This is a genomic window from Haemophilus sp. oral taxon 851 str. F0397 (assembly GCF_000242295.1).
In the GTDB taxonomy this organism is placed as follows: Bacteria; Pseudomonadota; Gammaproteobacteria; order Enterobacterales; family Pasteurellaceae; genus Haemophilus.
Map to the genome: position 1 here is coordinate 236509 of NZ_JH591080.1, position 22325 is coordinate 258833.

The following is a 22325-nucleotide window of genomic DNA, read 5'->3' on the forward strand; positions in this document are numbered from 1 at the left end:
CTTTTTATTCTTATATCTGTGACGTTCAATTTTTATCTTTATGAAGGAAAAAATTATGTCACAAAATCAAGAAACTCGCGGCTTCCAATCTGAAGTCAAACAACTTCTCCAATTAATGATTCATTCTTTGTATTCCAACAAAGAAATTTTCTTACGTGAATTAATTTCTAATGCCTCTGATGCAGCAGATAAATTACGCTTTAAAGCACTTTCCAACCCTGCTTTATATGAAGCTGATGGCGACTTGCGTGTCCGTGTTAGCTTTGATGAGGATAAAGGAACGATCACAATTAGCGATAACGGCATTGGTATGACTCGCGAGCAAGTAATCGATCATTTGGGTACGATTGCAAAATCAGGAACAAAAGAATTTTTAACCGCACTTGGCCAAGACCAAGCAAAAAATAGCCAACTTATTGGGCAATTTGGTGTGGGGTTTTATTCAGCTTTTATTGTGGCAGATAAAGTGACTGTAAAAACCAGAGCAGCTGGCGAAGAGGCTGATAAAGCGGTACTTTGGGAATCTGCGGGTGAAGGCGAATATTCTGTGGCGGATATTGAGAAAAAATCCCGTGGCACAGATGTGATTTTACATTTACGCGAAGATGAAAAAGAATTTTTAAACGAATGGCGTTTGCGTGAAATTATCGGTAAATATTCTGACCATATTGGCTTGCCAGTAGAAATGCTAACGAAAGAATATGATGATGAAGGCAAAGAGTGCGGTGAAAAATGGGAGAAAATTAATAAATCCGATGCACTTTGGACGCGTTCTAAAAATGATGTTTCCGATGAGGAATACAAAGAGTTTTATAAACACTTAAGCCATGATTTTGCAGATCCTGTGACTTGGGCGCATAACAAAGTTGAAGGAAATCAAGCATATACTAGTTTGCTTTATGTGCCAGCTAAAGCACCTTGGGATTTATTTAATCGCGAACATAAACACGGCTTAAAACTTTATGTTCAACGCGTATTTATTATGGATGATGCTGAGCAATTTATGCCGAATTATCTCCGTTTTATGCGTGGTTTAATCGATAGCAATGACTTGCCATTAAATGTGTCTCGTGAAATTTTGCAAGATAACAAAATTACGGCTGCATTACGCAAAGCATTAACTAAGCGTTCATTACAAATGCTAGAAAAATTAGCAAAAGATGATGCAGAAAAATATCTTCAATTCTGGAAAGAGTTTGGTTTAGTCTTGAAAGAAGGCCCAGCAGAAGATTTTGCTAACAAAGAAACTGTCGCGAAGTTATTGCGTTTTGCTTCAACGCATAATGATAGCAGCGAGCAAACTGTGTCTTTAGAAGATTACATCTCGCGTATGAAAGAGGGGCAAAAAGCTATCTATTACATTACAGCGGACAGCTATGTGGCAGCGAAAAATAGCCCACACTTGGAATTATTCAATAAAAAAGGCATTGAGGTTTTATTACTTTCCGATCGTATTGATGAATGGATGTTAAGCTATTTAACTGAATTCGATGGTAAACAATTACAAAGTATCACGAAAGCCGATTTGGATTTAGGCGATTTAGCGGATAAAGAATCTGAAACACAAAAACAACAAGATGAAGCCTTGGGTAGTTTTATTGAGCGCGTGAAAAACTTGCTTGGCGAACGTGTGAAAACGGTGCGTTTAACCCACAATTTAACGGATACACCAGCGGTAGTTTCGACAGATAATGATCAAATGACGACCCAAATGGCGAAATTGTTTGCAGCCGCAGGGCAACCTGTACCAGAAGTAAAATACACTTTTGAACTTAATCCAGAACACCATTTAGTGAAAAAAGTGGCTGATATTGCCGATGAAACAGAATTTGCTAATTGGGTGGAATTGTTGCTCGAACAAGCTATGTTAGTAGAGCGCGGATCTTTGGAAAACCCAGCTGTGTTTATTAAGCGCATTAATAAGTTGTTGGCATAATAAATAAACGCCTTGGTGTAGTTCCAAGGCGTTTTTGGTTTCAATCTATTTTTGAATAGATTATTTTATTTATTTCACCACCTAACTTATTTTCATCACTTAGTTGTAAATAAGATAAATGTAGGCTTTTCTTTTTTTTATTGTCCGCCTGGGCGACGATCAGCGGCACGATCTCCACAGGCTGAGCCATCTTTTGCAGTTTGCCAATAATGATCACATCTTCCTGCGTTAGCAAAAGATGAAAATGTACCTAAAGCAAATGTTGCTAATAAAATCATTACAATTTTTTTCATATATACTCCAATGTAAATTAAACGTAGTATGAATAAAACACGACACTAAATTGACTTTAGGTTAAAATCTTCATGCGGTGTATATTCTTAGAAATTATAATTTTATGAATATTATGCAAAAGATAGTAGTTGTAATGATGTTCTATACTATTTGTTACTTGACAAAATATGAGGTCTAAAATGAGCGTTAATGAGAAAGTAAGATTATTCAGAGAGTTAAATCAATGGTCTCAAGAGGAAATGGCTGAAAGAATGAATATGTCTGTGGCTGGATATGCAAAAATTGAAAGAGGTGAAACGAATATAAGCCTTCATAAATTGAAACAGATAGCATCAGTCCTACAAATAGATCTTTTGGATTTGGTATCTACCCATGATAGCGGCGTTATTTTAGTTGGTGGAGAAAATAATCAAAATCATTTTCGTAATAACTATTATGGTAATCAAGCAGCTGAGTTAGAAGTAGAAAAATTAAAGTTAGAATTAAAACATAAAGATGAATTATTGAAACAAAGAGAAAATGAATTAGAAACTTTAAGAGATATAGTAAATTTATTAAAACAACAAATGAAAGATTAGGGGATATTATGCTAATAGTCTATGGTATTAAAAATTGTGATACAGTAAAAAAAGCGTTGAAATGGCTGGCGGATCACAATATTGAACACAAACTTCACGACTACCGTGTTGATGGTTTAGATTCGAATTTTTTAGTCCAAGCAGAAGCTAAATTTGGTTGGGATGTGTTGGTAAATAAACGCAGTACAACTTGGCGTAATTTGGATGAGCAAGTTAAAAATTCTCTTGATAAAACCACCGCACTTTCCGTGTTGGCTGAGAATCCAACTTTAATTAAACGTCCAATTATTTTACAAGATGGAAAGGCATTAATTGGATTTAATGAAAAGGAATATCAGGCTGCTTTTGCTTAAAGTGCGGTTATTTTTTAGGAGTTTTTATGAGAGAAAAAGTGGTTTTGTTGGCGCAAGATTTAATTCGTCGCCCGTCTATTAGCCCTAATGATGAAGGCTGTCAGAAAATTATTGCCGAACGTTTAGAAAAATTAGGTTTTCAAATTGAATGGATGCCTTTTAATGATACGTTGAATTTATGGGCAAAACATGGAACGGGTGAGCCAGTTATTGCTTTTGTAGGTCATACGGATGTTGTGCCTACAGGTGATGAAAATCAGTGGTCGTCTCCGCCGTTTTCTGCTGAGATTATTGATGGCATGCTTTATGGTCGTGGTGCGGCGGATATGAAAGGATCTCTTGCTGCAATGATTGTGGCGGCAGAAGAATATGTAAAAGCAAATCCTAATCATAAAGGTACCATTGCATTATTGATTACGTCTGATGAAGAGGCAGCTGCAAAAGATGGTACTGTGCGTGTGGTTGAGACTTTAATGGCGCGTGATGAAAAAATTACTTATTGTATGGTTGGCGAGCCATCGAGTGCTAAAAACTTAGGCGATGTTGTCAAAAATGGTCGCCGCGGCTCAATTACGGGAAACCTTTATATTCAGGGGATTCAAGGACACGTAGCATATCCGCATTTAGCTGAAAATCCAATCCATAAAGCAGCCCCATTTTTGCGAGAATTAACAACTTACCAATGGGATGAAGGTAATGAGTTTTTCCCTCCAACAAGCCTACAAATTGCTAATATTCACGCAGGTACGGGAAGTAATAATGTAATTCCAGGCGAGTTATATATTCAGTTCAATTTGCGTTATTGCACAGAAGTAACAGATAAAATCATTAAGCAAAAAGTAGCTGAAATGCTAGAAAAACATAATTTGAAATATCGTATTGAATGGAATTTATCAGGTAAGCCGTTTTTAACAAAACCGGGTAAATTATTAGATTCGATAACCTCCGCTATTGAGGAAATCACAGGCATAACGCCAAAGGCTGAAACAGGTGGTGGCACGTCAGATGGTCGTTTTATTGCATTGATGGGCGCTGAAGTAGTGGAATTTGGTCCACTTAACGCAACAATTCATAAAGTAAATGAATGCGTCAGTGTAGAAGACCTTGGCAAGTGCGGTGAAATTTATCACAAAATGTTAGTGAATTTATTGGATAGCTAAAATGAAATTAACGCCAGAAATGCTTACAGGAAAGTCTCGTGAGCATTTAGTCAATTTACCGGCAACTCATTCATCAAATCATTTTTTGCAAATACAAGCTGTGAACGCATTTCAAGGGCTGCAAAAAAGTTCGGCAAAAAATGGATTTAATTTACAGCCAGCGAGTAGTTTTCGTGATTTTGAACGCCAGCAGCTTATTTGGAACAGCAAGTTTAAGGGCGAGCGAAAAGTCCATGATGACGCAGGCAATGCATTAGAATTGAGCCAATTAGATGACTGGCAAAAATGTCAGGCGATTTTACGTTGGTCTGCATTGCCGGGTGCTAGCCGTCATCATTGGGGAACGGAAGTGGATATTTTCGATCCTGATCTTTTGCCACAAGGTCAATCTTTACAACTGGATCCTTGGGAATATGAAAAAGGCGGCTATTTCTTTGAATTGAGTGAATTTCTTACCGAAAATTTACCGCACTTTGATTTTGCTTTACCTTTTATGAATATGAAGTCCAATAAGAAAGTGGGGCGGGAGCCTTGGCATATCAGTTATTTGCCGTTAGCTGAATTGGCAAGCCAGCAATTTTCTCCAGACATATTGCAACAGGCGTGGAAAGAGGAAAATATTTTAGGCGCAGACTGTTTAATATCAAATCTTGAACAAATTTTTTCTGAATATATTGTTTAAAAATAAAGCCTTATCGTGAAGATAAGGCTTTATTCTTAGGCGTAAAAAAGCCCTTTTCCATGCAAATAAATAGGCAGCTCATCGCCAATAGATAAATCAGGGAAAATGATGTTCTCAATCCATATTGCGTAGCCATTAATTTCAATTTGAATAGCGGTAATTTTCCCTTTAAATTTAATTTGTTTTACTTGCCCTTTTAAAAGTGCGGTTGGATTTTCCGATGTTTTAAACAGGCTGAATTGTTCTGGACGAAGCAAAATCTTACCTTGTTTCAGAGTGATTGATTTATTTTTTACAGGAATATTACCTAATTGGCATTGAACTGTGTTTTCATCAATCAGATTCGCCAATAGCACGATGTTGTCACCAATAAAACTTGCGGTTTCAATATGATTAGGCGACCAATAAAGTGTACGAGGCGTATCGATTTGCAAGATTTTTCCTTGCTGAATTACGGCAATTTTATCCGCGTAACGTAATGCTTCATCACGATCATGGGTGACGAAAATCGCTGATGCACCACTTTGACGTAGTGCTTTCAGCATATCATGACGAATTTGCTGGCGAAGATGTTCATCTAAGGCACTAAAAGGTTCGTCTAATAAAATCAGTTCTGGATTTGGTGCTAGTGCTCGAGCTAGCGCCACACGTTGTTGTTGTCCGCCTGAGAGTTGGTGAGGAAAACGTTCTGCCAGTTCACTAATTCCAGTGAGTTGCATTGCCTGCTCAATCCGCATTTTCTCCTCATCAGTTTTCCCTTTTCCATTCCCCAATCCGTAAGCAATATTGCGATAGACATTTAAGTGAGGGAACAGAACGCCTTCTTGTACCACATAACCTAAATGGCGCTGTTGCGTTGGTATATTAGCATTCTCGCCAAAAATTAACCGCTCTTTTAGCCAAATTTCGCCAGTATTGGGTTGTTCAAATCCAGCAATTGCGCGTAATAACGTTGTTTTTCCACAACCAGAAGCGCCAAGCAAAAAGAGGATTTCACCTCGTTGCAGGGTAAAGGAAATATCGTGTAGAACTTGTTGTTCATTAAAAAATTTATTGATATTTTTAACAGTTAATAACGGATTATTTATCATTTTATTTGAATGCATATTTTTTCAATAAAAACACAGGAATCCCTGAAAAGAGAACGAGCATTAAGGCATAAGGCGTTGCTGCAGCGTATTGCGCATCACTAGTATATTCCCAAACGGCAATCGAAAGGGTTTTGATGTCGTTTGGCGTGAGCAAAAGTGTTGCAGTAAGCTCTTTCATTAAATTCAAAAATACTAGAGAGAATGCCGCCGCAATGCCTGGTAGCATTGCGGGTAATGTTAAAGTTCGGAAAATATAGAATGGGCTTCGTCCTAGGCTTTGTCCTACTTTCTCAATATTATCAGAAAGTTGCTCAAGTGAGGATCTAAGTGTGGTTTGTGCCATTGGTAAATAGAGCATAAAGTAAGCCACGATGATAATTAAAAAGGTTTGATATAAGCTGTTGGCATAGTTGATCGTAAAGTAGATAAGCGATAATGCGATAACTAAGCCAGGTACGGCGTGTAATAGGTAAGGTAACCGATCAATCCAAAAGGTTAATTTGCTACGATAGCGTACTGCTGCCCAAACCAATGGCAAAGCACAAACTACGGTAAGTAATGCGCCTAGGCCTGAAATGATAAATGAGTTGCTGAATGCAGATAAAAATTCTGAAAAATCACCCGCACTTTCTAGTGAAGTTCCCACAATAAGCCAGTAAATTAACATAATCACAGGCACGCCAATGCTTAAGATGAATATGCTAGAGAAAAAAACGAAGGTTAAACATTGTTTGCCAAAAGAAAGCGTTTTTATTGGATAAGGACGAGTAACGCCTTTACCACTGTTGTAAAGCGTTTGTTTACCACGGAAGAATGTTTCTCCTAGCACAATAATGCTACAAATTGCCATTAATACAGCTGAAAGTAGTGCTGCAGTGCTGTTATTAAAAGACATTTCATATTCTTGAAAAATCGCAGTGGTGAATGTTTGGTAATTTAAAATTGAAACTGCACCGAAATCTACCAGCATATGTAATGCTATTAGCAATAAACTACTACCGATTGCTGGTTTTAATTGTGGGAAAATAGCGTACCAAAAGGTGTAGGTTTGGCTTTTCCCAAGTGAAAGGCTTACTTCTTCAAGGGACCGATCTAGTCGTTTAAGTGTAGCTGAAATAGGCAAGTAAGCGAGTGGGAAAGAGCTTAATGTCATGATGCCAATTGTTCCCCAAAAACCTTCGACTCGAAAGGTGAGGCTTATCCAAGTAAAACAGCTCACAAAGGCTGGAATACAAAGTGGCAAACTCATCGCCACTTCAAAAAATGATTTACCGAAAAAACGATAGCGTTCAAGCAAAAATGCACAAAGCGTACCGAGAAAAATGGAACCAATGGTTACACAGACCATGAGAAGCATTGTGTTGGTGAGTAATTCCGCCATTCTTGGGCGAATAAGAAGCTCAAAGCTACGATCTAATCCGACTTCAATCGCACGGAAAAGAATATACAGAAATGGTAATAAGAGCGGTAAACCAATAAGTAAAATAATGATGGTGAGCCAAAGTGGGGGAGTTCGGGTCAAAAGATAATCCTTTATATGTTACAACTGTATTTTCACTTTTGGTGAAAATACAGTTGCGACGTTAGCGGGCTTATTTTAAACCAGCTTCTTCAATTAATTTATTTGCTTGTTCTTTATCTTGAGCCGTAGTTGCTGAAACTACTGGCGCTTGCAATTTAGCATAAGGTTCCATATTGAATGGAGAAATCACATCTGTACGTAATGGATATTCTGCACGTACAGCAACTAAGGCTTCTTGGCCTTTTTTGCTTGCTAAGAAGTCCACGAATTTTTTCGCTTCTTCTTTATTTTTAGATGATTTTAAGATTGCAGCACCAGAGTAAGTGACTAACGCACCAGGGTCTTTATGACGAATAAAGTACAAGCGAGTTTTTAAGTTTTCTGCGCCTTTTTCTTTTGCTAATGCATACCAGTAGTAGTTATTAATTAAGGCTGCAGGTACTTCGCCATTTTCAACAGCTTGCAATGCAACACTGTTTTTCGCGTAAAGTTTACCATTTTCTTTTAAGCCTTTTAACCAATTAAGCGCAACTTTCTCGCCTTTTAGTTTAACAATGGCTACAACTTGTTCTAAGAATGCACCTGAGGTTGGTACATAACCGATTTTATCTTTCCATTTTGGTGTCGCGTAATCAAGCACTGATTTTTCCATATCTTTTTCAGATAATTTAGTGTGATCATAAACCACAACACGAGAACGACCACTTAATGCAATCCAGTCTTTTTTAGGCGCAACAGGTACACCTTGGTGAGAGGTTTGTTTGATCGTATTGGCTGAAAGTGGTTCTAATAAACCCGCTTCAGAAAGTGCGGCAAATGGAGATGTTTGTTCTGAATAGAATACATCGGCTGGGCTTTTATCGCCTTCTTCTTTAAGTTGACCAGCTAACTGTTCACTTTTAGCACTATTTAAAGTAACTTTGATGCCAGTTTCTTGCGTAAATGCATCAGCTACGGCTTTTGCAGCTTCTTTATGTTGACCGTTGTAAACGGTAATGTCGGCAAAGCTACTTGCTGAGAATGTAAGTGCGGCAGCGAGTGTCGCAATTTTGAAAGATTTGAATGTCATTGAAAACTCCTTGTTTTATGAGAATGAATGTTTTAATTAAGTTTGAATAGCCTTCATTCTATTTATAAATTCATTCAAATGCAAATAATTCTCAATTTTTCTTTTGACAAAGAAAAAGGAGAGCGGTTAGCTCCCCTTCAATATATTGATTGCTTTGAATTTTGTTTATAGTGTGGTTGGTTGGATGTAACCCAAGTTTGCTAATACTGTACAAATAGAATCACATAATCCTGAACAATCAAACTCTTCATCAATGAGTTTTTCGTTGTTGTTCATATCTTTGTAGCCACTTTCAATTAAATACGCTTTGAGTGACGAATTAAGTGTTGCTTTAGTTGTCGGTTTTTCCATTTGAGACATCATATAAACATGCAGTTCATTTAAATCTTCAACTCCACAGTTATACATATTGCCTGCACCGATATATTGATCTGCACCTTCTAATAAGACCTGTACATATTGAGTAAATCGTTTTGGTACATAAGTTTTGTTATCTTCAAATGTATATGTTTGATAAGGTGTGAGAAAAACATTGATATAACCCAAGATAATTGCTAACAATACGGAAGAGTAAATTTCCTGTTCAGTGATATTTTCAAAACTTTTGTTGTTAGATACATAATCGGTTAAGGATTTAATTGTAAAACTATCTACTTGATAGATAAATTGTTCAAGTAATTTTGAAACGTCTTGATTATTGAATATGTTACCTAGATTATTTTCTCTACCTTTATTAATGAAGGTTAATTTATCCAATAAACTTATATCTATATTTTCAGTGCGATTAATTTTATCTTGTAAATGAGCATGGCATAGTAAACTTCTTCTAAATGCTACATCGTAAAGATAATCGAGGCATTGCTCACGTGCAACATAATCTGTTTCGGATAATTGATTGATCATGTCACGGAGATGTTGCGGCATCCAAGAAATATATGAAAGTTGAAAATCCGTATCGCCAATATAAGCCAATTGATGTTGATGTAGGCTATCAACAAATTGATTTAAATAGAGAGGGTGGTTGTGATATTCGAGATATTCATGTGCTACGTAATGATCACCTTTTGTTTGAATATCATCAAAGTTTTCAATTCGTTTTTGATTTTTTACTTTTTCAGATTCAATCGATTTAATTGCATCAGAGAATAATTGAACAACGGCTTTGCCACGACGAGTTTGTTCAGAGAGCGGTAAATCCTGAGTGTATTTATTGGCATAGAGCATAATATCCCGTGCAACTTCGCGGCTTTTCCAACCGGGATAAGTGTTGTAAGAAATATAAGCAATACCGTTCGGGGTTAAATTCTCATGACAAACCTCAAGGATTTTATCTTTCACATTATCAGGTACCCAAGAATAAATACCATGTACGATGATGTAGTCAAACATACCAAATTCAGGCGTAATATCGAGAATATTTTTTGTTTCTAAATGAACGTTTGTTAATCCCATTGATTTGATGATTTCATTACCTTGAGTAATTTGACTATCTGCTAAATCAATGCCCACAAATTCAGTATCTGGATAATAAACAGCTTGAGAAATTAAGTTTCCACCAAAAGAAGAACCTAATTCTAATACTTTAGCACCTTTGAGTGCTGGTGGTGTTAATCCCCATAATGTTGCATTCCCTTCCAAAAGCGCAATGCTCGTGTAAGAAAAGGGTCTTGAGTAGTATCTAAGTTCGTCGTAAGGGTTATTTTGTTCAGTCATAATATATCCAGCTTGTCACATAATTAAGAATGCATATTATAGAGAGGATATGGGGGAAAACAAAGTGATGATTATTTCCCATGAAGTGGTAATTACGCTAGAATAACCGCAATTTTCACCAGCTTAGTATCCTCATGCTTTCATTTATTCTCGAACCTCAAGATAACGCACGTTTGCAATCTTTATGCGGTGCATTTGATGATCATCTAAAACTTATCGAAAAAGAATTTAATCTTGTCATTGCCCGTCATAATTTCACTTTTAATATTGATACAGTGGAAGAGGACCCAAAACCTTATCATGCAAAATTGATAAAAAGTGCGGTGAAATTAATTCAAGATTTATATGTTGAAACTGCGCCCGTAAAAGGTAAAGTGAAAGAGTTAGATTTGGAAGATGTGCATATGGCTTTACAAGAAAGCCGAATGTTATCTCAAGCTGAACCGAACCGCGCTGAAAATAATATTTTCAGTACAACGATTAAAACTAAACGAGGTGTGATTAAACCTCGAGGCGAAAATCAAGTTCAATATTTGCATAATATTTTAACTCACGATATTAGTTTTGGTATTGGCCCAGCAGGAACGGGGAAAACATTCTTAGCTGTTGCTGCGGCAGTTGAAGCCTTAGAGCGTCAAGAAATTCGTCGAGTTTTACTTACTCGCCCGGCGGTGGAAGCAGGCGAAAAGTTAGGTTTTTTACCAGGGGATTTAGGTCAGAAAATCGAACCTTATTTACGTCCGCTTTATGATGCGTTGTTTGAAATGCTAGGTTTTGAGCGTGTGCAAAAATTAATGGAACGTAATGTTATTGAAATTGCGCCTTTGGCTTATATGCGTGGGCGTACACTCAATGATAGTTTTATTATTTTAGATGAAAGCCAAAACACGACAGTTGAGCAAATGAAAATGTTTTTAACCCGCATTGGTTTTAATTCTAAAGCCGTGATTACGGGCGATATTACGCAAATTGACTTACCTCGTAGCACAAAATCTGGTTTACGCCATGCTATTGAAGTGTTGGAAAAAGTACCAGAATTAAGTTTTAACTATTTTGATAGCAAAGATATTGTGCGTCATCCAGTGGTGGCTAAAGTCGTGCAAGCATACGAAGAATGGGAAGTGCAAGATGAAATTCGTCGAAAAGAATTAGCGGAGCTTCGTAAAGCTGAACGTGAAAAAGAGCGGTCAGAAATTGAAAAGAATTTAGGAGAGTAAAATGGGAAGTATATTCGTTGATCTGCAAATTGCCACAGAAAATATAGAGGGTTTGCCAACAGAAGAGCAAATTGTGCAGTGGGCAACAGCTGCTGTTCAACCGGAAGGGGATGAAGTCGAAATGACAGTTCGTATTGTGGATGAAGCCGAAAGCCACGAATTAAATTTAACTTATCGTGGCAAGGATCGCCCGACTAACGTGCTTTCATTTCCATTTGAATGCCCTGACGAAGTGGAGTTGCCATTACTAGGGGATCTCGTTATTTGTCGTCAAGTCGTGGAGCGAGAAGCCGCAGAACAAGAGAAACCATTAATGGCACATTGGGCACATATGGTCGTGCACGGTAGCTTACATTTACTCGGTTACGATCATATTGAAGACGATGAAGCTGAAGAAATGGAAAGTTTAGAAACTCAAATTATGCAAGGATTAGGTTTTGATGATCCTTATCTAGCAGAGAAATAATTTTATTTGGAGTAATGATGTATAAAGCGGTATTTAGTGATTTTGATGGCACGTTATTAACCTCTCAACATACTATTTCCCCTCGAACTGTTGCAGCAATTAAGCGTTTAACGGCGAATGGTATTCCTTTTGTGCCAATTTCGGCACGTTCTCCTTTAGGTATTTTGCCTTATTGGAAACAGCTTGAAACGAATAATGTACTTGTTGCATTTAGTGGCGCGCTTATTTTGAATCAACATCTTGAACCAATTTATAGCGTGCAAATTGATCCAAAGGATATTTTAGATATTAATACAGTTTTGGCGGATCATCCTTTGCTTGGCGTGAATTATTATACAAATAATGATTGCCATGCTCGTGATGTAGAAAATAAATGGGTGATTTATGAACGCAGTGTTACCAAAATTGAAATTAACCCTTTTGATGAAGTGGCAACACGTTCACCACATAAAATTCAAATTATTGGGGAAGCTCAAGAAATCATTGAGATTGAAATTATTTTAAAGGAAAAATTTCCACATCTGAGTATTTGTCGTTCCCATGCTAATTTTTTAGAGGTGATGCATAAGAGTGCTACCAAAGGAAGTGCGGTTCGTTTTTTGGAAGATTATTTTGGCGTACAAACCCATGAAGTGATTGCGTTTGGTGATAATTTTAATGATTTGGATATGCTAGAACATGCGGGGCTTGGGGTGGCAATGGGAAATGCACCTGATGAAATTAAACAAGCTGCAAATGTAGTCACCGCGACCAATAATGAAGATGGGCTAGCATTAATTTTGGAAGAAAAATTTCCTGAATAATTGGCAAGAAAAAGGCTCTCAACGAGAGCCTTTTAGTTATAAATTTTTTGATTCTTTTGAATTATACATATCTTCAATTTGCTTACGATAACGTTCTAAAATCACTTTTCTACGCAATTTTAATGTTGGTGTAATTTCACCTAATTTGATGCTGAATGCTTGAGAAAGTAACGTGAATTTTTTTACTTGCTCGAAATGAGCCAATTCTTTTTGCACCGCATTAATACGTTGCTCAAACATTTTTAGAATTTCAGAATTTTTTAATAATTCTAAACGGTCATGATATTTAATATTGAGCTGTTTAGCGTACTCTTCCAAACTATCAAAGCAAGGCACAATAAGCGCGGATACATATTTTTTCGTATCGGCGATGATTGCAATTTGTTCGATAAATTTATCTTTACCGATTTTGCTTTCGATATATTGTGGTGCAATATATTTACCATTTGAGGTTTTCATTAATTCTTTAATACGATCGGTAATAAATAAATTGCCTTGTTCGTCAAATTCTCCCGCATCGCCAGTTTTTAGGAAACCATCTTCTGTAAAGGCTTGAGCCGTTTCTTCTGGCTTTTTGTAATAGCCTTTCATCACCATTCCGCCACGCACGAGGATTTCATTATTTTCCCCAATTTTCACTTCCGCTTTTGGCATGAGTGTGCCGATTGAATTTGGGTTAAATTGGAAATCATGCCAGCAAGAAACGGTTGCAGTTGTTTCTGTCATGCCATAGCCTAATTTGATGTTGATACCAATAGCATGGAAAAATAGCCCAATAGCAGGTTCTAATTTTGCTCCTCCGCAAGGCATCATTTTTATACTACCACCCAATAATTGGTGAAGTTTTGAGAGCACTAATTTATCTGCCAAAGCAAATTGTTTTTTCAATAAGAACGGAATAGCTTTGTTATTCGCACGTAAATCAAAATGTTTTTGTCCTACGGAAATTGCCCAATGAAACATTATTTGGCGAAGTTTTGGTGCTTTTTGAACTTTATCCAATACGGCGGCATAAATTTTTTCGTAAAAACGTGGTACAGCACACATTAAAGTTGGGCGAATTTCCGTTAAAGCTGACCGCACTTGATTGGTGTCTTCTAAATAGCAAAGTATTGCACCTTTATGAAGAATATAAGCCGCCCAAGCTCGTTCAAAAATATGAGAGAACGGTAAGAAAGAAAGTGAAACGTCCTGATCTGTCACATTAAGTGAAAGATCATGTGTTTCTAATTGGTGAGCGAGATTAGCGTAATCTAACATGACACCTTTAGGCTCTCCAGTAGTGCCCGAGGTATAAATAATCGTAAATAAATCCGATAATTGTTTTTGGTTTAAGCGTTGGGTTAGTTCATCTTGTTGGGCGTTTGAACCTGTTTCAATAAAACTTTCCCAAGTGCAAGAAAGAGGATCTTGTTGTAATTGAATGGTTGATTTCATTGCCACGATTTTTTGTAATTGTGGACAATGATGAGCAATTTCTAATGCTTGATCGTATTGCTCTTGATCGCCCACGAATAGAATTTTTACATCGGCGTGATTTAGGATAAATTCTGCTTGCTGGGCTGTATTGGTTGCGTAAATAGGTACTGTAATTGCTCGAATTTGTAAGGTCGAAATGTCAGCGATTGTCCAACGTTCCATATTATGGGCAAAAATGGCGATTTTATCTTGCACACCAATATTGTGAGCAAGCAATGCACGAGAAAGTTGATTGAGTTGTTCTTGAAAATTTTTCCAAGAGATGTCTCTCCACAAGCCGTGTTCTTTATAGCGAAGTGCGGTCATATTTGCACGAGTTTTGGCTTGTTGTTGAATACGATGAACAAAATGGAGATCGAGATTCATATTAACCCTATTTTTGATTTTTCATTGAGCGAACAGTTGTGCGCTAATATAATCTTAAATAGGAATAAAAGCTAGAAGAATATTGATTGTTTTAAATTATTTTTAGTGATCCATTGTTCATTTTTAGATCGTAAACTAAATTTTAGATAATAAAAAACCGCTCCGAAGAGCGGTTAATTTTTTCAAAGTTTTAATTAGCCTTTGTAGTTGTAGATATGAGCTACTAAGTCTAATACTTTGTTTGAGTAACCAGTTTCGTTATCGTACCAAGATACTAATTTAACGAAAGAATCAGTTAATGCGATACCAGCGTCTGCATCAAATACAGAAGTTAAAGTACAGCCGTTGAAGTCAGTAGAAACAACTGCATCTTCAGTGTAGCCTAATACGCCTTTTAATTCGCCGTTGAAAGTTTTACCTTCAGATGCGTCTTTGATTGCTTGTTTGATGGCATCGTAAGAAGCTGGTTTTTCAAGGTTAACAGTTAAGTCAACAACAGATACATTTGGAGTTGGAACACGGAAAGCCATACCAGTTAATTTACCGTTTAATGCAGGTAATACTTTACCTACTGCTTTCGCTGCACCTGTTGAAGATGGAATGATGTTTTGTGATGCACCGCGGCCGCCGCGCCAGTCTTTAGCTGATGGGCCATCCACAGTTTTTTGAGTTGCAGTTGTTGCGTGGACAGTGGTCATTAAACCATCTTTGATACCGAAAGTTTCATGAACAACACGTGCTAAAGGAGCTAAACAGTTTGTTGTACAAGATGCGTTAGAAACGATATCTTGACCTGCGTATGCGTTGAAGTTTACACCACGAACGAACATTGGGGTTGCATCTTTAGATGGACCAGTTAATACAACTTTTTTCGCACCTGCAGTGATGTGTTTACGAGCAGTTTCATCAGTTAAGAATAAACCAGTCGCTTCAACAGCGATATCAACACCGATTGCACCCCAGTTTAAGTTCGCTGGATCACGTTCTGCAGTTACACGGATTGTTTTACCATTAACCACTAAGTTACCATCTTTCACTTCAACAGTGCCGTCGAAACGACCGTGAGTTGAATCATATTTCAACATATAAGCCATGTATTCAACGTCGATTAAGTCGTTAATACCTACAACTTCGATGTCATCACGGTGTTGTGCCGCACGGAATACGATACGACCGATACGGCCGAAACCATTGATACCAATTTTAATTGCCATAAGATTTTCACCTTTTATTTAAGTTAAACAAATCTGTTTGCTTTGAGTAATACTGCTCACTCAGTAAGACAGCGCACAGAGTATAGCACGAGCATTTTTATAAAACTATAAACCCTACTACTTTTTTGTGATCTATATCAAATCATCATTAGAATGAAAAAGTACCGTAAAAAATCACCGCACTTTTGATGATTTTTTATAGAGAAATCTGCATAATAGACTGAAATTGTTAGAGAAGGTTAAATGTTCTATGTCTCAAGGTAATCTTTATATTTTGTCTGCACCAAGTGGTGCGGGAAAATCTTCATTAATTTCAGCATTATTGGCATCAGATAGCTCAACTCAAAAAATGGTTTCTGTGTCCCATACGACCCGTGCTCCACGCCCAGGTGAAGTTGAAGGTGTACACTATTATTTTGTATCAAAAGAAGAGTTTGAATCACTCATTGAGCAAGATTTATTTTTAGAATATGCCAAAGTTTTTGGTGGAAATTATTATGGAACCTCTTTACCTGCGATTGAAGAAAATTTAGCAAAAGGCATTGATGTATTTTTAGATATTGATTGGCAGGGTGCGCAACAAATCCGTAGAAGAGTGCCTTCGGTAAAAAGTATTTTTATTTTACCGCCTTCATTGCCAGAGTTAGAACGTCGTTTAATTGGTCGTGGGCAAGATAGTGAAGAGGTTATCGCTGAACGAATGTCAAAAGCGATAAGTGAAATTTCGCATTATGACGAATATGATTATGTCATTGTGAATGATGATTTTGAGAAAGCATTAAAAGATTTGCAAAGTATTTTGCAATCGGAACGCTTAACAAAAGCTTATCAACAAAAACAAAATGCAATGTTAATTCAACAGCTACTAGCAAAATAGGGTGAAATTGAGTATTATAACACCCTTTCAATAGAGTAATTTTTGACAAATCGGAGTAAATTATGGCTCGTGTTACTGTGCAAGATGCAGTAGAAAAAATTGGTAACCGTTTTGATTTAATTTTAACGGCTGCGCGTCGTGCAAGACAATTACAACTTAACCAAAGTGCGCCGTTAGTGCCAGAAGATAATGACAAACCAACAGTAATCGCATTACGTGAAATCGAAAAAGGTTTGATTAATCAAGATATTATGGATGCACAAGAATTCCAAGAAATGGCGAAAGTGCAAGAAACAGAAGAAGCAGCTGTTGCATTAATTACAGAATAATCTTTTAAAAGTGCGGTAAAAAATCACGATATTTTAACCGCACTTTCTCTTTCAATAATAAGTAGGTCTCCTTTGGAACTGTTTGCGGATTTAGATCGAATTATTCAAGGGTATTTGCCCGCAGATAAAATTGAACTCATCAAGCGTGCGTTTGTGATTGCAAGAGATGCGCACGAAGGACAATTTCGCTCCAGTGGCGAACCTTACATTACCCATCCTGTGGCGGTAGCCTCCATTATTGCTCAACTACACTTAGATCACGAAGCGGTAATGGCTGCGCTTTTGCACGATGTTATTGAAGATACTCCTTATACGGAAGAACAACTTAAAGAAGAGTTCGGTGCTAGTGTGGCTGAAATTGTGGATGGGGTATCAAAACTCGATAAGTTGAAATTTCGTACTCGCCAAGAAGCACAAGTCGAGAATTTTCGCAAAATGATTTTGGCGATGACGCGTGATATTCGTGTTGTGTTAATCAAGCTTGCTGACCGCACGCATAATATGCGCACGCTTGGTTCGTTACGACCGGATAAACGTCGCCGTATTGCGAAAGAAACGCTTGAAATCTATTGTCCGCTTGCTCATCGTTTAGGCATTGAGCATATCAAAAATGAATTAGAAGACTTATCTTTTCAAGCAATGCACCCACATCGTTATGAGGTGTTGAAAAAACTTATTGATGTGGCGCGGAGTAATCGACAAGATTTAATCGAACGTATTTCACAAGAGATTAAAGTGCGATTAGAAAACGCAGGTATTTTTGCCCGAGTGTGGGGACGTGAAAAACACCTTTACAAAATCTATCAAAAAATGCGCATAAAGGATCAAGAATTCCATTCTATTATGGATATTTATGCGTTCCGTGTGATTGTAAAAAATGTTGATGATTGTTATCGCGTTTTGGGGCAAATGCATAATCTTTATAAGCCACGTCCTGGTCGAGTAAAGGATTATATCGCGGTACCTAAAGCAAATGGCTATCAATCTTTGCAAACTTCAATGATTGGGCCGAAAGGTGTTCCCGTAGAAGTTCATATCCATACTGAGGATATGGAACAAGTCGCCGAAATGGGCATTACTGCGCATTGGGTTTATAAAGAAAATGGTAAAAACGACAGTACAACCGCACAAATTCGTGCACAACGCTGGCTGCAAAGTTTGGTCGAAATTCAACAAAGTGTAGGTAATTCGTTTGAGTTTATTGAGAATGTAAAATCAGAGTTTTTCCCGAAAGAAATTTATGTTTTTACGCCAAAAGGTCGAATTGTTGAATTGCCAATGGGCGCAACGGCAGTAGATTTTGCTTATGCCTTGCATTCAGATGTGGGGAATACTTGTGTTGGTGTAACCGTTGAGCATAAACCTTACCCGCTTTCGCAAGCTCTTGAGTCTGGGCAAACGGTAAATATTATCACCGATCCAAATGCGCATCCTGAAGCCGTATGGTTAAATTTTGTAGTAACGGCTCGTGCGAAAACACGGATTCGCCATTATCTCAAACAGCGTTGCGAAGAGGATGCGGTGAAATTAGGTGAAGTTGAACTTAATGCAGCATTACAGCCTCATAATTTAGGTGATTTTTCTATTCAACAAATTAGAACAGTATTAGATGCTTTAGCGCTTTCTTCTTTAGATGAATTATTACGAGAAATTGGTTTAGGTAATCAGTCTGCCACTGGAATTGCGCATCAATTTGTGGGCGTGCCGTTAGAGTCTTCTAATACTCAGAATTTTGAATTTGAATCAAAAATACTCACTATTGCACCAATGCAAGTGGGTAAAACACAATTTGCTCAATGTTGCCATCCGATCCCAGGTGATCCTATTGTGGGATGTTGTACACAAGAAAACACAGTAGTGGTACACCATCAACATTGTGCAAGTTTGAAAAATGCTTGTCGCCAATCGTTGGCTAAATGGGATAACGTTCAAAGTGCGGCAAATTTTGAGGCAGAATTACAAATAGAAATATTGAATGAGCAGAATGCCTTGCTTAGTTTAATGACCGCAATTTCTGCGAGCGAAAGTAGTCTTCAAAATATTTGGACGGAAGAATTAGAGAACAATTTATTGCTTGTGATTTTGCAGGTTTGTGTAAAAGATATCAAACACCTTGCCAATATCGTTCATCGCATTAAAGGCATTACTGGGGTTGTTAATGTCAAACGCAATATTAATGAGCTATGAGCCTTGAACTTCTCGATGCCGTACCTTTGACCAGACTCTCTGGTGTTGGTGCGGCCATTTCTAATAAACTGGCTAAAATCGACATTCATAACCTGCAAGATTTACTCTTTCATTTACCTATTCGCTATGAAGATCGTACACGAATTACGTCAATCGCTCATCTTCGCCCCGAACAATATTTTACAATCGAGGGCGTTGTTCAAACCTGTGAAGTGACTTTTGGTCGTCGCCCGATTTTATCGGTTAGTTTGTCAGACGGCACATCGAAAATTATGTTACGTTTTTTCAATTTTAATGCGGGGATGCGTAATAGTTTTCAAGTAGGAGTGCGAGTAAAGGCCTTTGGAGAAGTAAAACGTGGGCGTCACATGCCAGAAATTCATCATCCAGAATATCAAATTGTGCGAGATAATGCGCCCATAGTATTGGAAGAAACACTAACGCCAATTTATTCCACAACGGAAGGGTTAAAACAAAATTCATTACGAAAATTAACGGATCAAGCTTTGGCATTACTTGACAAAGTTCAGATTGCAGAAATTTTGCCTAATGAATTTAATCCACATCAATATAGTCTAAAAGAGGCATTGCGATTATTACATCGTCCGCCGCCAGATATTTCATTAGAAATGTTAGAGCAAGGTAGGCATCCTGCACAACAACGCTTAATCTTTGAAGAGCTTCTGGCACATAATTTAGCTATGCAAAAAGTGCGGTTAGGAACGCAGCAATTTTCTGCCTTACCGCTACATTATCAAACCGATTTAAAACAGCGATTTTTAGCCACCTTGCCATTTCAACCCACTAATGCGCAAAAACGAGTTGTGTCGGATATTGAACAAGATCTTATTAAAGATTATCCGATGATGCGCTTAGTGCAAGGGGATGTTGGCTCCGGAAAAACATTGGTTGCCGCATTGGCTGCTTTAACTGCAATTGATAATGGCAAACAAGTCGCCTTAATGGCGCCAACAGAAATTCTTGCAGAACAGCACGCGAATAATTTTCGACGTTGGTTTGAGCCTTTCGGTATTGAAGTTGGTTGGTTAGCTGGTAAAGTAAAAGGAAAATCAAGACAAGCAGAGCTTGAAAAAATCAAAACTGGTGCCGTACAAATGGTGGTGGGGACACATGCTTTATTCCAAGAAGAAGTAGAGTTTTCCGATCTAGCATTGGTGATTATTGATGAACAACATCGTTTTGGGGTGCATCAACGATTAATGTTGCGAGAGAAGGGCGAAAAAGCAGGATTTTATCCTCATCAGTTAATTATGACGGCCACGCCGATACCAAGAACGTTGGCAATGACCGTATATGCCGATTTGGATACATCAATTATTGATGAATTGCCCCCCGGCCGTACGCCAATAACAACCGTAGTGGTTTCTGAAGAACGTCGCGCTGAAATTGTGATGCGTGTAAAAAATGCTTGTGTTAATGAAAAACGCCAAGCCTATTGGGTGTGTACGTTAATTGATGAATCAGAGGTTTTAGAAGCTCAAGCAGCTGAAGCGATTTGGGAAGATCTAACTAAGGCATTACCTATGTTAAATATTGGGTTAGTGCACGGACGGATGAAACCACAAGAAAAACAAGATGTCATGATGCGTTTTAAAAATGCAGAATTGGATTTATTGGTGGCAACGACAGTAATCGAAGTGGGTGTTGATGTACCGAATGCGAGTTTGATGATTATCGAAAATGCAGAGCGTTTAGGTTTATCGCAACTTCATCAGTTACGAGGGCGTGTTGGCCGAGGCAGTACGGCTTCTTTTTGTGTACTAATGTATAAACCTCCGCTAGGTAAAATTTCGCAAAAACGTTTGCAAGTGCTACGAGATAGCCAAGATGGGTTTGTTATTTCGGAAAAAGACTTAGAAATTCGTGGACCAGGTGAAGTGCTTGGAACGAAACAAACGGGTATTGCTGAATTGAGAGTAGCAAATTTAATGCGAGATAGAAAAATGATACCAACGGTGCAATTTTATGCAAAATCACTTATCCAAAAATACCCTGATCTAGCAGAAAGTCTGATTCATCGTTGGTTAAATAATAAAGAGATTTATTCAAACGCTTAAAAGTGCGGTCAATTTTCAAAGAGTTTTAAATGGATACAAAAGAAAAACGCCCAACTGTACTTTTTTTTGACTCTGGAGTCGGTGGGTTTAGCGTATACCGTGAAGCCAGAAAGTTATTACCAAATTGGCATTATCTCTATTGTTTTGATAATGCCGGCTTCCCTTATTCAGAACGCGAAGAAGAAAGTATTATTCACCGCACTTTAGCGGTTTGCCAACTGATTAATCAACGTTATCCATTAGATGCAATCGTGATAGCTTGTAATACAGCGAGTACTGTTGTGCTTCCGCCTTTGCGAGCTGCTTTTGATATTCCTATCGTTGGGACTGTGCCCGCTATTAAACCTGCATCAGAAATGACAAAGACAAAACATATTGGTTTATTAGCTACAAAGGGTACTGTAAAACGTCATTATGTCGATGATTTGATTGATAAATTTGCGCAAGATTGTATTGTTGAGAGATTGGGGACAACAAAATTAGTAGAAATTGCGGAGCAAAAAATTCGTGGTCATTCCGTTGATCTAATTGATTTAAAAGATGAGTTATCTCCATGGGCAGACATGGCAGATTTGGATACATTAGTTTTAGGTTGTACTCACTTTCCACTCATCAAAGATGAAATTCAGTTGTGCTTGCCACAAATTAAATATTTTATGGATCCTGGAGCGGCGATTGCTAAGCGGATAAAATATTTGCTCGATGGTAAAAGTGTACGTGCTAAAGGTGAAAAACATAATCAAATGTTTTGTACTGAACATTTTCCAGAAGAATCTCAATTTAAAAAAGCTTTACACCTATGGGGATTTGAATCTTTAGATGTAATAAAAATAGACTAAAATTGATGTTAAATAGACCTTTTTGTATTAACTTTATCCAAAAGATCATTTTTTTAAATATTTTTATAAAAA

Annotated in this window: 20 protein-coding genes; 13 read left to right on the forward strand and 7 right to left on the reverse strand. The window is 37.6% G+C overall.

Features of this window, described 5'->3' with window-relative positions; genetic code table 11:
• The first annotated feature begins 55 nt into the window (after window positions 1–55).
• The gene (gene htpG / locus HMPREF9096_RS02260) at window positions 56–1936 is read left to right on the forward strand and encodes a molecular chaperone HtpG (protein ID WP_032803533.1); all 1881 of its coding nucleotides are present in this window, start codon (window positions 56–58) and stop codon (window positions 1934–1936) included.
• A gap of 137 nt (window positions 1937–2073) precedes the next feature.
• On the opposite strand, the gene HMPREF9096_RS09335 is transcribed toward htpG, so the two are convergent.
• Entirely contained in the window at window positions 2074–2229 is a 156-nt protein-coding gene (locus HMPREF9096_RS09335; RefSeq protein ID WP_162836956.1) for a hypothetical protein, read from the reverse strand.
• A gap of 180 nt (window positions 2230–2409) precedes the next feature.
• On the opposite strand from HMPREF9096_RS09335, the gene HMPREF9096_RS02255 reads away from it, so the two are divergent.
• From HMPREF9096_RS02255 to HMPREF9096_RS02240, 4 genes are read left to right on the forward strand one after another with little or no spacing between them, the layout of a single operon-like run.
• On the forward strand, window positions 2410–2808 hold the full coding sequence (locus tag HMPREF9096_RS02255; RefSeq protein ID WP_032803534.1) for a helix-turn-helix domain-containing protein: 399 nt from the start codon (window positions 2410–2412) through the stop codon (window positions 2806–2808).
• Between the two features lie 8 nt (window positions 2809–2816).
• Window positions 2817–3161, forward strand: coding sequence for an ArsC family reductase (locus HMPREF9096_RS02250; RefSeq protein WP_009766880.1), 345 nt, complete (start codon window positions 2817–2819; stop codon window positions 3159–3161).
• 26 nt (window positions 3162–3187) lie between these two features.
• The gene (dapE, locus tag HMPREF9096_RS02245) at window positions 3188–4321 is read left to right on the forward strand and encodes a succinyl-diaminopimelate desuccinylase (RefSeq protein WP_009766881.1); all 1134 of its coding nucleotides are present in this window, start codon (window positions 3188–3190) and stop codon (window positions 4319–4321) included.
• Between the two features lies 1 nt (window position 4322).
• Window positions 4323–5003: a M15 family metallopeptidase gene (locus tag HMPREF9096_RS02240; RefSeq protein WP_009766882.1), complete on the forward strand. Its 681-nt coding sequence runs from the start codon at window positions 4323–4325 to the stop codon at window positions 5001–5003.
• A 35-nt stretch (window positions 5004–5038) separates the two neighbouring features.
• Here the strand turns inward: HMPREF9096_RS02240 and fbpC are convergent, their stop codons facing one another.
• The 4 genes from fbpC to HMPREF9096_RS02220 all read right to left on the reverse strand — a co-directional run bounded on the left by fbpC (window position 5039) and on the right by HMPREF9096_RS02220 (window position 10398).
• Window positions 5039–6109, reverse strand: coding sequence for a Fe(3+) ABC transporter ATP-binding protein FbpC (gene fbpC / locus HMPREF9096_RS02235; protein ID WP_009766883.1), 1071 nt, complete (start codon window positions 6107–6109; stop codon window positions 5039–5041).
• A complete protein-coding gene (locus HMPREF9096_RS02230) occupies window positions 6096–7616 on the reverse strand; it encodes an iron ABC transporter permease (RefSeq protein ID WP_032803535.1) in 1521 nt (506 codons plus the stop codon). The genes fbpC and HMPREF9096_RS02230 overlap by 14 nt, the downstream gene beginning before the upstream one ends.
• Before the next feature lie 70 nt (window positions 7617–7686).
• Window positions 7687–8685 carry an iron ABC transporter substrate-binding protein gene (locus HMPREF9096_RS02225; protein WP_009766885.1) on the reverse strand — a complete coding sequence of 333 codons (999 nt, stop codon included), beginning with the start codon at window positions 8683–8685 and terminating at the stop codon, window positions 7687–7689.
• Window positions 8686–8850: 165 nt separating this feature from the next.
• Window positions 8851–10398, reverse strand: a complete 1548-nt coding sequence (locus HMPREF9096_RS02220; protein ID WP_009766887.1) for a class I SAM-dependent methyltransferase — start codon at window positions 10396–10398, stop codon at window positions 8851–8853.
• A 134-nt stretch (window positions 10399–10532) separates the two neighbouring features.
• On the opposite strand from HMPREF9096_RS02220, the gene HMPREF9096_RS02215 reads away from it, so the two are divergent.
• The 3 genes from HMPREF9096_RS02215 to HMPREF9096_RS02205 are packed head-to-tail and all read left to right on the forward strand — an operon-like array spanning window position 10533 to window position 12884.
• Window positions 10533–11615 (forward strand): PhoH family protein, encoded by a 1083-nt coding sequence (locus HMPREF9096_RS02215; RefSeq protein WP_009766888.1) that lies wholly within the window; start codon window positions 10533–10535, stop codon window positions 11613–11615.
• 1 nt (window position 11616) lies between these two features.
• On the forward strand, window positions 11617–12081 hold the full coding sequence (gene ybeY / locus HMPREF9096_RS02210; protein WP_009766889.1) for an rRNA maturation RNase YbeY: 465 nt from the start codon (window positions 11617–11619) through the stop codon (window positions 12079–12081).
• Between the two features lie 17 nt (window positions 12082–12098).
• Window positions 12099–12884 carry a Cof-type HAD-IIB family hydrolase gene (locus HMPREF9096_RS02205; protein WP_009766890.1) on the forward strand — a complete coding sequence of 262 codons (786 nt, stop codon included), beginning with the start codon at window positions 12099–12101 and terminating at the stop codon, window positions 12882–12884.
• Between the two features lie 36 nt (window positions 12885–12920).
• Here HMPREF9096_RS02205 and HMPREF9096_RS02200 read toward each other — a convergent pair whose 3' ends face one another.
• Together HMPREF9096_RS02200 and gap are read right to left on the reverse strand one after the other, a co-directional pair.
• Window positions 12921–14729, reverse strand: a complete 1809-nt coding sequence (locus HMPREF9096_RS02200; protein ID WP_009766891.1) for a long-chain fatty acid--CoA ligase — start codon at window positions 14727–14729, stop codon at window positions 12921–12923.
• A 194-nt stretch (window positions 14730–14923) separates the two neighbouring features.
• Window positions 14924–15943, reverse strand: coding sequence for a type I glyceraldehyde-3-phosphate dehydrogenase (gene gap, locus HMPREF9096_RS02195; protein ID WP_009766892.1), 1020 nt, complete (start codon window positions 15941–15943; stop codon window positions 14924–14926).
• Window positions 15944–16193: 250 nt separating this feature from the next.
• Between gap and gmk the strand changes: the two genes are divergently transcribed.
• From gmk to murI, 5 genes are all read left to right on the forward strand, one after another.
• Entirely contained in the window at window positions 16194–16820 is a 627-nt protein-coding gene (gene gmk / locus HMPREF9096_RS02190) for a guanylate kinase (RefSeq protein ID WP_009766893.1), read from the forward strand.
• A 62-nt stretch (window positions 16821–16882) separates the two neighbouring features.
• The gene (gene rpoZ, locus HMPREF9096_RS02185) at window positions 16883–17149 is read left to right on the forward strand and encodes a DNA-directed RNA polymerase subunit omega (RefSeq protein ID WP_005625717.1); all 267 of its coding nucleotides are present in this window, start codon (window positions 16883–16885) and stop codon (window positions 17147–17149) included.
• A gap of 72 nt (window positions 17150–17221) precedes the next feature.
• Complete coding sequence (gene spoT / locus HMPREF9096_RS02180) at window positions 17222–19336, forward strand: bifunctional GTP diphosphokinase/guanosine-3',5'-bis pyrophosphate 3'-pyrophosphohydrolase (protein ID WP_009766894.1); 2115 nt, start codon at window positions 17222–17224, stop codon at window positions 19334–19336.
• Entirely contained in the window at window positions 19333–21414 is a 2082-nt protein-coding gene (gene recG / locus HMPREF9096_RS02175; protein WP_009766895.1) for an ATP-dependent DNA helicase RecG, read from the forward strand. The genes spoT and recG overlap by 4 nt, the downstream gene beginning before the upstream one ends.
• A 29-nt stretch (window positions 21415–21443) precedes the next feature.
• Window positions 21444–22253, forward strand: coding sequence for a glutamate racemase (gene murI, locus HMPREF9096_RS02170; RefSeq protein WP_009766896.1), 810 nt, complete (start codon window positions 21444–21446; stop codon window positions 22251–22253).
• Window positions 22254–22325: the final 72 nt, after the last annotated feature.

Coding starts and splice junctions, on each gene's coding strand:
- HMPREF9096_RS02205 (WP_009766890.1), top strand. CDS start 12,099: ATGTATAAAGCGGTATTTAGTGATTTTGATGGCACGTTATTAACCTCT.
- dapE (WP_009766881.1), top strand. CDS start 3,188: ATGAGAGAAAAAGTGGTTTTGTTGGCGCAAGATTTAATTCGTCGCCCG.
- murI (WP_009766896.1), top strand. CDS start 21,444: ATGGATACAAAAGAAAAACGCCCAACTGTACTTTTTTTTGACTCTGGA.
- HMPREF9096_RS02240 (WP_009766882.1), top strand. CDS start 4,323: ATGAAATTAACGCCAGAAATGCTTACAGGAAAGTCTCGTGAGCATTTA.
- HMPREF9096_RS02215 (WP_009766888.1), top strand. CDS start 10,533: ATGCTTTCATTTATTCTCGAACCTCAAGATAACGCACGTTTGCAATCT.
- rpoZ (WP_005625717.1), top strand. CDS start 16,883: ATGGCTCGTGTTACTGTGCAAGATGCAGTAGAAAAAATTGGTAACCGT.
- HMPREF9096_RS02225 (WP_009766885.1), bottom strand. CDS start 8,685: ATGACATTCAAATCTTTCAAAATTGCGACACTCGCTGCCGCACTTACA.
- HMPREF9096_RS02255 (WP_032803534.1), top strand. CDS start 2,410: ATGAGCGTTAATGAGAAAGTAAGATTATTCAGAGAGTTAAATCAATGG.
- HMPREF9096_RS02250 (WP_009766880.1), top strand. CDS start 2,817: ATGCTAATAGTCTATGGTATTAAAAATTGTGATACAGTAAAAAAAGCG.
- HMPREF9096_RS02220 (WP_009766887.1), bottom strand. CDS start 10,398: ATGACTGAACAAAATAACCCTTACGACGAACTTAGATACTACTCAAGA.
- HMPREF9096_RS09335 (WP_162836956.1), bottom strand. CDS start 2,229: ATGAAAAAAATTGTAATGATTTTATTAGCAACATTTGCTTTAGGTACA.
- HMPREF9096_RS02200 (WP_009766891.1), bottom strand. CDS start 14,729: ATGAATCTCGATCTCCATTTTGTTCATCGTATTCAACAACAAGCCAAA.
- gap (WP_009766892.1), bottom strand. CDS start 15,943: ATGGCAATTAAAATTGGTATCAATGGTTTCGGCCGTATCGGTCGTATC.
- htpG (WP_032803533.1), top strand. CDS start 56: ATGTCACAAAATCAAGAAACTCGCGGCTTCCAATCTGAAGTCAAACAA.
- gmk (WP_009766893.1), top strand. CDS start 16,194: ATGTCTCAAGGTAATCTTTATATTTTGTCTGCACCAAGTGGTGCGGGA.
- ybeY (WP_009766889.1), top strand. CDS start 11,617: ATGGGAAGTATATTCGTTGATCTGCAAATTGCCACAGAAAATATAGAG.
- fbpC (WP_009766883.1), bottom strand. CDS start 6,109: ATGCATTCAAATAAAATGATAAATAATCCGTTATTAACTGTTAAAAAT.
- recG (WP_009766895.1), top strand. CDS start 19,333: ATGAGCCTTGAACTTCTCGATGCCGTACCTTTGACCAGACTCTCTGGT.